The sequence below is a fragment of the Neobacillus drentensis genome, from assembly GCF_036965245.1.
GTDB lineage: Bacteria > Bacillota > Bacilli > Bacillales > Cytobacillaceae > Neobacillus > Neobacillus drentensis_G.
Genome location: NZ_JBALPG010000145.1, coordinates 1 through 8,923, shown reverse-complemented (window position 1 = coordinate 8,923; position 8,923 = coordinate 1). Strand labels below are relative to the sequence as shown.

The 8,923-nt window shown below is 37.7% G+C and carries 8 protein-coding genes and 1 other annotated feature; of the genes, 6 read left to right on the top strand and 2 right to left on the bottom strand.

The window, feature by feature from the left end:
- Positions 1-51: 51 nt before the first annotated feature.
- The 6 genes from V7150_RS22490 (at position 52) to V7150_RS22465 (ending at position 6,986) form a co-directional block, all read left to right on the top strand.
- On the top strand, positions 52-1,074 hold the full coding sequence (locus V7150_RS22490; RefSeq protein WP_335522670.1) for an ABC transporter ATP-binding protein: 1,023 nt from the start codon (positions 52-54) through the stop codon (positions 1,072-1,074).
- The gene (locus V7150_RS22485; protein WP_335522668.1) at positions 1,074-2,084 is read left to right on the top strand and encodes an ABC transporter ATP-binding protein; all 1,011 of its coding nucleotides are present in this window, start codon (positions 1,074-1,076) and stop codon (positions 2,082-2,084) included. Before V7150_RS22490 ends, V7150_RS22485 begins: the two co-directional genes overlap by 1 nt.
- A 175-nt stretch (positions 2,085-2,259) precedes the next feature.
- The gene (gene opp4A, locus V7150_RS22480; protein WP_335522666.1) at positions 2,260-3,972 is read left to right on the top strand and encodes an oligopeptide ABC transporter substrate-binding protein; all 1,713 of its coding nucleotides are present in this window, start codon (positions 2,260-2,262) and stop codon (positions 3,970-3,972) included.
- A gap of 178 nt (positions 3,973-4,150) precedes the next feature.
- A complete protein-coding gene (gene opp4B, locus V7150_RS22475) occupies positions 4,151-5,116 on the top strand; it encodes an oligopeptide ABC transporter permease (RefSeq protein ID WP_335522664.1) in 966 nt (321 codons plus the stop codon).
- An 11-nt stretch (positions 5,117-5,127) separates the two neighbouring features.
- Positions 5,128-6,039, top strand: coding sequence for an oligopeptide ABC transporter permease (gene opp4C / locus V7150_RS22470; protein ID WP_335522661.1), 912 nt, complete (start codon positions 5,128-5,130; stop codon positions 6,037-6,039).
- A 200-nt stretch (positions 6,040-6,239) separates the two neighbouring features.
- Entirely contained in the window at positions 6,240-6,986 is a 747-nt protein-coding gene (locus tag V7150_RS22465; RefSeq protein WP_335522659.1) for a YjbA family protein, read from the top strand.
- 207 nt (positions 6,987-7,193) lie between these two features.
- Here the strand turns inward: V7150_RS22465 and trpS are convergent, their stop codons facing one another.
- Positions 7,194-8,183, bottom strand: a complete 990-nt coding sequence (gene trpS / locus V7150_RS22460; protein ID WP_335522657.1) for a tryptophan--tRNA ligase — start codon at positions 8,181-8,183, stop codon at positions 7,194-7,196.
- A 54-nt stretch (positions 8,184-8,237) separates the two neighbouring features.
- Positions 8,238-8,492, bottom strand: a binding site (T-box leader).
- Positions 8,493-8,547: 55 nt separating this feature from the next.
- Positions 8,548-8,923 (bottom strand): DUF3899 domain-containing protein (locus tag V7150_RS22455; RefSeq protein WP_335522655.1); only part of this gene is annotated, 376 nt, incomplete at its 5' end.

Genomic DNA, 8,923 nt, shown 5'->3' with positions numbered 1-8,923 from the left:
AAAGACGACAAATAGCTAACAGAATAATTCAAAAAAGTAAGAAGGTGGACTATGAGCACTAAAAAGTCACGTCTCAAAGAGATACCGCTGCTCGAAGTGAAGAATTTGGAGACAGCCTTTGATATTGATGGAACTGATTACAATGCTGTAGATAATGTTTCATTTCAGGTAAAACCACGGCAAATTGTCGGAGTTGTTGGAGAATCAGGCTGCGGTAAATCTGTTATGAGTCTGTCGATTATGCAGCTGCTTCCAAAAGGAATTGGAAAAGTCAAATCAGGCGAAATAATTTTTGATGGAATTAATCTTGCGAATATGTCTGAATCCCAAATCAATAAAATCCGTGGTAAGGATGTTTCAATGATCTTCCAAGAGCCAATGACCTCTCTGAATCCAGTATTTACAATTGGATATCAGCTCCAAGAGGTTCTTTTTAACCATTTAAAAATTTCGAAACAAGAAGCACGGCAGAAAGCAATTGCCTTATTAAAGAGTGTTGGAATTTCCCGTCCCGAAAAAATTGTTGATGAATATCCACATCAACTATCAGGCGGTATGAGACAAAGGGTAATGATTGCTATTGCCATTGCCTGCCAGCCTAAATTATTAATCGCAGACGAGCCAACAACAGCCCTAGATGTAACTGTACAGGCACAAATTTTGGAGCTTTTAAAAGAGATACAAGAGATAAACGATATGTCCGTTATCCTCATAACACATGATTTAGGAGTAGTAGCGGAAATGTGTGATGAAGTCATCGTTATGTATGCGGGGAAGATTGTTGAAAGAACAGATGTTGATACTTTGTTTCATGATCCTAAACATCCATATACAACATTATTGTTGGGTGCAATTCCTAAGATGGAAGAAACGGAAGAACGTTTAAGCTCAATCCAAGGTATTGTTCCATCATTAACAAATATGCCAAAGGCTGGCTGCCGATTTGCAAACCGGTGTCCAAAAGCAATGCCTGAGTGCTTTACAGTTACCCCTGTACTCGAAGACGTTGAACAAGGCCATGAGGTTGCCTGTTTACTCTTTGAAACAAGTAAACCAAGAGAAGGGGTGAGGTAATGAGTACAGTATCCGTACATAAGAACCAAGAAAAAACTTCCTCACAATCTAAAAACCTTTTAGAGATTCAGAATCTTAAAACCTATTACCCTGTTAAAGGCGGATTTTTTAAACGCACTGTAGGGAATGTAAAAGCGGTTGATAATATTTCTTTTGAGATTAAGAGAGGGGAAACACTAGGACTTGTAGGAGAATCCGGCTGTGGTAAATCTACTGCTGGCCGGACTATATTACGATTATTAAAACCAACAGAAGGTAGTATTCTTTTTGATGGTAAAGATATTACCAGAATTTCCGGTAAATCACTTCGAGAGATTCGTAAAGATATGCAAATGGTGTTTCAAGATCCATATGCTTCTTTGAACCCGATGCAAATGGTAGGTGATATCATTGCTGAACCCATTTATAACTTTTCAAAGAAGAGTAAAGCTGAATTGAAACAGGAAGTCATGGATTTATTGAATAAAGTAGGTTTACCAGAAGAAGCCTATTATAAGTATGCACATGAATTTTCTGGCGGACAGCGCCAAAGAATCGGAATTGCCCGCTCCCTTGCACTAAGACCAAAATTAATTATTGCTGATGAACCGGTCTCTGCACTTGACGTATCCGTTCAGTCACAGGTTTTAAATCTATTAAAAGATTTACAAGAAGAATTTGATTTAACATTCCTATTTATCGCTCATGATTTAAGTGTTGTTAAACATATGAGTGACAGAATAGGTGTTATGTATTTAGGAAACATGGTAGAGATTGCTGATAAGGATCTCATTTACGCAGAACCTCTCCATCCATACACACAGGCTTTAATATCGGCGATCCCATCTCCAGATCCGAGGGTAAAGAAAGAAAGAATTATTTTAAAAGGAGATGTGCCGAGTCCAATCAATCCGCCATCAGGCTGCCCATTCCATCCGCGCTGTCCAATGGCAATGGAGGAATGTTCTAAGACAAAGCCCATATTAAAGGAGGTGAAGCCTTCTCATCGAGTAGCTTGCCACCTTTATTAGAAAAGCGGAAGCGACCGTTTAGCGACGAATGGACAGGACCGCTCTGTATGTGAAAGAAGAAAGTCGATTCAATGTTGACTTTTCGTATGGAGGAGAGGGGCTGTACACTAGCGCTGCGAGCTGGAGCTAGACTGTAATCAAATTTTACCAAACAAATCTTATAGGGGGGAAACAAATGAAGAAACGAAGTATGCTTATGTTAGCTGCATTAATGCTTGTCCTTTCGGCATTTTTGGCGGCATGCAGCGGCGGAGAAAAAGCAGGCACAAAGGAAAAGGAAGGAACTAAGACTGGTGAAACAGCAGGTAAGCCGCAGGATGGTGGAACATTAGTATATGCACTTGATTCATCACCGAAAGGTATATTCAACTGGGCCTTCTACGATGATGCTGTCGATCATCAAGTGCTCGATTTGTTTGATGAAAGCTTAATTGATTATGATGAGAACTTGAAGGCACAACCACATATTGCCTCATGGAAAACAGCAGACAATAAGGTATTTGACTTTGAAATTAAAAAAGGCATTAAATGGCATAATGGCGAAGAGTTATCAGTGAAAGACTGGGAATTCGCATTATACACGCTTGCTGACAAAGATTATGAGAATTCTCGCTTTGAAAATGTAAAAACAATTGAAGGTGCGCAAGATTTCCACGATGGAAAGACGGATAAAATCTCAGGCATTAAAGTAATTGATGATTACCACATCCAAATTACTTTTGATAAGGCACGAGTAAACAATTTGGAAAATGTTTGGACATATCCATTATCACGCAAGGAATTTGAAGGTATAGCTGTAAAAGACATGCCGGCTGCTGAACAAGTTCGTACAAAGCCAGTAGGTTTAGGACCATTTAAGGTTACAAAAGTGGTACCAGGTGAATCGGTAGAAATGGAACGCTTTGATGATTACTTTGGTGGTAAGCCACATATTGAAAAGCTTGTAGTTAAAGTTATCGACCCATCTCTTTCCGTTGGGGAATTAAAAAATGGCACACTTGATATGACTTCTTTCCATCCAAGCATTATCGATCAAGTAAAGGCACTTGATAATGTAAATGTAATAACATATCCAGGCTTAAGCTACTACTATGTTGGTTTCCGCTTAGGCACTTATGAAGGCGAGAAAAATATCATGAATGATCCAAAATATCAAAACTTAAAACTTCGCCAAGCAATGTATTATGCTATTAATCGTGAAGAATGGGTTAAAGCGTTCTTCTTTGGTGTAGGTAAACCAGTAAACCGTCCGATTCCAACAAATCACTGGATTGCAGCAGATAATAAAGAACTTGAGCAATTCAAATATGATCCTAAGAAAGCAAAAGCATTGTTAGATGAAGCAGGCTATAAAGATGTTAACGGCGATGGCTTCCGTGAGGATCCAAATGGTAAGGAATTTGTTGTGAACTTTAGTCACTATGCAACACAAAACCCAACATTTGAACAACGTGCAAAAGCAATGACTCAATATTGGGAAGCAGTTGGTTTAAAAACAAAACTTAATATGGTAGATTTTAACCTTTACTATGACATGCTTGACAAGGCTGATAAATCTATGGAAGTATACTTTGCCGGCTGGTCAACTGGTACGGATCCAGATCCTACTGGACTCTGGAGTTCGAAAGCACTTTGGAATCATCCGCGCTGGGTGAGTGAAGAGAGCGATAAATTATTGGATCAAGCACTTGATATGAGTGTTGTCGGCACTGATGCAAAAAAACGTAAAGATATTTATGTACAGTGGCAAAAACTTTTCATGAAAGAACTTCCTGGATTACCAATTGCTGAGATTGAAGAAACAATGGCAGTTAGCAAGCGAGTTCAAGGCACTAAATTTGACGTATCAGGGATGAATCGTCCAAATGAATGGTGGATTAAGCAATAAATACAGCAGACTAACATGTAATAGACTATGTTAAATGCTTATATTAATAAAGTTTAAGCTCAATTTTGTTTTTTTGGAGGGGCAGGGAGAAACTGTTCTCCAAGTCTCTCCTATTTTTAACGAATTGAGTTACATAGACCTGTCGAATTTAACATAGTTATAGACAAGGAGAATGCACATGCTAAAGTATGCATTTCGAAGAATTTTGGGCATGATTCCGATGTTATTCCTCATTTCCATAGTAGTCTTTACCTTGGCAAAATTAATGCCTGGAGATTCTCTCGGCGGGGAAATTGATCCAACAAACACAAATCCGCAATATATTGCAGAAATGCGGGAAAAATATGGTTATAACGACCCGTTACCACAGCAGTATGCCCGCTGGGTTAGTAACTTTGTACAAGGGGATTTTGGTAAATCAACACGATTTAAAATTCCAGCAGCAGAAGTAATTGGAGAACGTATTCCGAACACATTATTACTCGGATTTTCTTCCATATTAATTACCTATATTCTCGCATTCCTTATGGGAACATATGCTGGAAGAAAACCATATACACTTGGTGATAACCTAATAGGAGGATTGAACTATTTGGGATTATCCATTCCATCTTTTATCGCCGGGGTATTTGCCATTTTCTTCTTCTCATTTACGTTAGACTGGTTTCCATCCAATGGATCTGTAGGTATTGGAGTATCTGAAGGTACATTAGAATATTGGCTAAGCCGTCTTCACCATGTATTTCTACCGGCGATGGTTCTTGGATTATTAAGTACTGCAAGTTATACCCAATTCTTACGCAATGATATTATTGAAAATAGCCGAAAAGATTTTGTCCGAACTGCACGTGCGAAGGGGACGTCAGAAAAAAAGATTTACAATGTTCATATTTTAAGGAACTCGATTATTCCGCTTATTACTTTTTTAGGTTTTGATTTAGTTGCTATAATCAGCGGTGCAATTATCACGGAATCAATTTTTACTTATCCAGGTCTTGGACAACTATTTTTACAATCAGTAGGATCCAGAGATTATGCAGTATTAATGACGTTGACAATGTTATTCTCCTTCTTAACACTTATCGGCAACCTGGTGGCAGATATATTATATGGTGTTGTAGATCCGAGAATTAGGCTAGATTAGGGGGAAAAAAGATGGAAATTATTACTCAGAAGGATACTAATATTATCGCTGCACCCCTAAAAAAAAGTTTATCACCATGGGCAATTGCTCGGAAAAAGTTTTTAAAGAATAAACTGGCTATGATTAGCCTGATCTTTTTAATGTTTGTTGCGATTATCTCCTTCCTTGCACCGTATATTACGACGGCGGATGTTACAAGAATTAATATTGGTGAAATGTCATTAGAGCCATCCAGCAAGCATTGGCTGGGGACGGATAAAGGTGGACATGATGTATTTACTAGATTACTGTATGGCGGCCGCATCTCTTTGCTAGTTGGTATGAGCTGTACATTATTTGTTATTTTTCTTGGTACTTTAATCGGCTCGATTTCAGGTTATTTCGGGGGGACAGTTGATAGCTTATTAATGAGATTTACAGATTTTATCCTAAACTTTCCTTTTCTTGTATTCGTAATTGTATTAAATACAATTTTTTTTGGGAAAGTAAGTGGATTATGGGTTTTAATTGGAACCATTAGCATATTAAGCTGGGGTGGTATTGCCCGTATTGTCCGAAGTAAAATTCTTGCTGAAAAAGAAAATGAATATATTACGGCTGCTATTTCTATTGGTTGTTCACCGGCCAAAATAATTGTGAAACACCTATTACCCAATATTTTATCTACCATTATTGTTCAAGCAACGATTACATTTGCTACGATGATAGTTGCTGAGACAGGTTTAAGCTTTCTTGGCTTCGGTGTGCCGCAAGAAATTCCAAGCTGGGGTAATATGTTGAGTTCGGCAAATGAGCCCGATGTACTCCAATTTAAGCTTTGGATATGGGTGCCGCCGGCATTAATTATTACCATCACTATTTTATCGATTAACTTTATTGGCGAAGGCTTAAAGGATGCCTTCAATCCTAAATCGAGAAGATAAAATCTACCATCCTGATATGGTAGATTTTTTTTGACTTTTGATATAAGTCCATTCGGATGTAAAAATGATACAACCCCATATTCACATTGGTAAATAAACAGAGAGTTAGGAATTGGAGCAAAATATATATTAAGGAATAATTTAACTAAGGTCTGCCCATACTGATTGACAAACAGTTTCTTGAAGTGAGGGGTTGTACAATGTTGTATCTTCATGATGTTTGGGCAAATTGGTTTGAAGGGGAAGAAAACGGATATAATGTCTGTCACTTTCATGAATGGCGTAAGGATGACGGAGTAGAGCTGCTTGATCAGGCACCACTTATAAAAGTCGATCCGATTTTGTTTAATTATATTGAAAATGATCTGTCAGAGTTGCCTCAGCAGCTTCTAGACGATATTTATCAGAAAGCCTATTTAAGAAAAAACCATGAAAGAGTTCAGCTTGACTATTGCTTTGTTGTCACAGATGGAGTGGGAATATTAGCAATAGATACTATTGGATATAATATTCCAATTAGAAAAAGCAGATTAATTCCGAGACAGGAACAGCTTGTGTACGAGATGATTAGTCAGCATGATGCAAAACAATATCATTTTTATGCACAGCCTAAAACAAAGGATTTCCATATTTTATCACCCGAACCGGAACTGATGAGAGGCTTAACTAGAAAAGAAAGACAACTAAAACAGTTGTTATTTATGGCTCTTGATCAACTATTTTCATCCAAAAACGAAGCAGAGGTACGATATTGGTATACTGAATGGTGTCCAGAGCAATATTCAACAATTCAAGAATTGAACTTTGAAGATGCTTGGGAACAATTATTTGAGGAAACAAAGTATGGATGGTCCAAGCGGCACGAAACTTTCTGTGAAAATATAATTAAAGGGCAGCCATTTTTTGAAAAGCTTTGGGAAATGGAGCACGTCCCAAAAGTAAACTAAAAGCCTGACCCAAAGGGTATGCATCGCAGACCTTTTGCGGACAGGCTTTTTATTTTGGTTAAGTAATTATTGAGTTCAAGCTTGAAAATTGTCCAGCTCCAAAAGAATAAGGTTCGGCAGAAATATTTCATACAAAGGAAAAGCGTTAGCTTTTTCAAGGAGCAACCAGCGGCGAGACAACTCCGCTGGTCGCTTCAGCTTTTCATGCTATCTCTTTTTCCTGCCGAGTCCCATTGCATTTTCCATTTTCTTAAGTGTTTTGTAAGCGACTAGGTTTGCTTTTTCGGCACCACGGTCCAAAATGTCATCAAGCTCACTTGATTCCAACAAATTGTAGTATTTTTCTTGAATTGGCTTAAAGAAATCAGCAACCACTTCGGCAAGATCACCTTTAAAATCTCCATATCCTTTCCCTGCATACATTTCTTCAAGTTCAGAAATTGATTTTCCTCCAAGGATTGAATAAATGGATAATAAGTTAGAAACCCCAGGTTTATTGACCGTATCAAATTTTACAATTCCATCTGAGTCAGTCACTGCACTTTTAATTTTTTTCACGATCTGATTCGGTTCATCTAATAGTGTGATAAAGGCCTTTTTGTTAGGGTCGGATTTACTCATTTTTTTCGTTGGCTCCTGGAGCGACATAATTCGTGCCCCAACCTTTGGCAAGCTGATTTCTGGAATGGTAAGAATGTCTTTATATTTCTTGTTAAATCTCTCAGCTAAATCCCGTGTTAATTCCATATGCTGTTTTTGATCCTCACCGACGGGAACAAGGTCTGTATTATACAATAAAATATCAGCTGTCATTAGCGGCGGATAGGTTAGAAGACTTGCTGAGACTGCTTCTTTTCCGGTAGATTTATCTTTGAACTGTGTCATTCTTTCCAATTCTCCGATATAAGAAATACATTGCATCATCCATCCAGCTTGAGCGTGAGCCGGAACTTCAGATTGGATAAATAAGGTAGCCTTTTCTGGATCGATTCCTACAGCAAGATATAATGCTGCCAAGCTTCGAATATTTTTCCTTAGTGTTTGCGGATCTTGAGGTACGGTTACGGCATGCTGATCAACTATGCAGAAGAAACAGTTGTATTCGTTTTGCAGCTCCACGAATTGTGATAACGCCCCAATATAGTTCCCAAGTGTAATCGTGCCACTCGGCTGAATTCCTGAAAAGATTGTCTTCATTTGCAAATTTCCTCCTAAAATGTAGATAAAAAAAACCATTCATCCCCAAAAACTTATAGGGACGAATGGTTCGCGGTACCACCCTAAATTACTCAAAAAGAGTCACTCAGTTCCAAATCATCTTTCTAGGATGATCTAGAGTCCTTGTAACGTAAGGAAAACGTCTAGTCCTACTATTTATATCTATTGGATATAAGTTTCAGAAAGAAGCTCAAAAGTCCATTCCGCATTGTTTCGTGTTTGTTTCCACCAGCCACAAACTCTCTGAATCGAAGGAAAATACGTACTACTCTTTATCATTGCTTAGCATCTTTTATTTGATTAATCACATTATAAAGGATTAATATATTTAATTTCAAGTGAGTTAAAAATAATAAACCATAAGGGCGATTAGCATAAATAGTCCATTCATAAGCCCGTGAAAAAGGAGTGGCTTTTCATCGATAGTAACCATTTTGGATAATCTTGGAATATCTTCGAATTGTCTTTTCTCATTACCTCGTGAAAAGACAAGATTAAAGGATCTAGAAATGGCATCATAGAAGCCTGTATGAATAGTATAAAGCAGTAAAGCAGTTAAAAGCAAAGCTGCAGAAATTAGAAAAGATATATTGATATAGCTAATTAACGAAAAATTCCGATAGTAAAAAAATGAGATTATGAAAATTGCCAACTGGGTAAAAGTTAGAATATAAAGTTTTTTCTTTGAACGGAAATTCACAAAATGACCTCCAAAACAT

Bases quoted from the DNA above. Each gene is read 5' to 3' on its own strand.
- V7150_RS22485 (WP_335522668.1), top strand. From the start codon at position 1,074: ATGAGTACAGTATCCGTACATAAGAACCAAGAAAAAACTTCCTCACAA.
- V7150_RS22465 (WP_335522659.1), top strand. From the start codon at position 6,240: ATGTTGTATCTTCATGATGTTTGGGCAAATTGGTTTGAAGGGGAAGAA.
- V7150_RS22490 (WP_335522670.1), top strand. From the start codon at position 52: ATGAGCACTAAAAAGTCACGTCTCAAAGAGATACCGCTGCTCGAAGTG.
- opp4C (WP_335522661.1), top strand. From the start codon at position 5,128: ATGGAAATTATTACTCAGAAGGATACTAATATTATCGCTGCACCCCTA.
- opp4B (WP_335522664.1), top strand. From the start codon at position 4,151: ATGCTAAAGTATGCATTTCGAAGAATTTTGGGCATGATTCCGATGTTA.
- opp4A (WP_335522666.1), top strand. From the start codon at position 2,260: ATGAAGAAACGAAGTATGCTTATGTTAGCTGCATTAATGCTTGTCCTT.
- trpS (WP_335522657.1), bottom strand. From the start codon at position 8,183: ATGAAGACAATCTTTTCAGGAATTCAGCCGAGTGGCACGATTACACTT.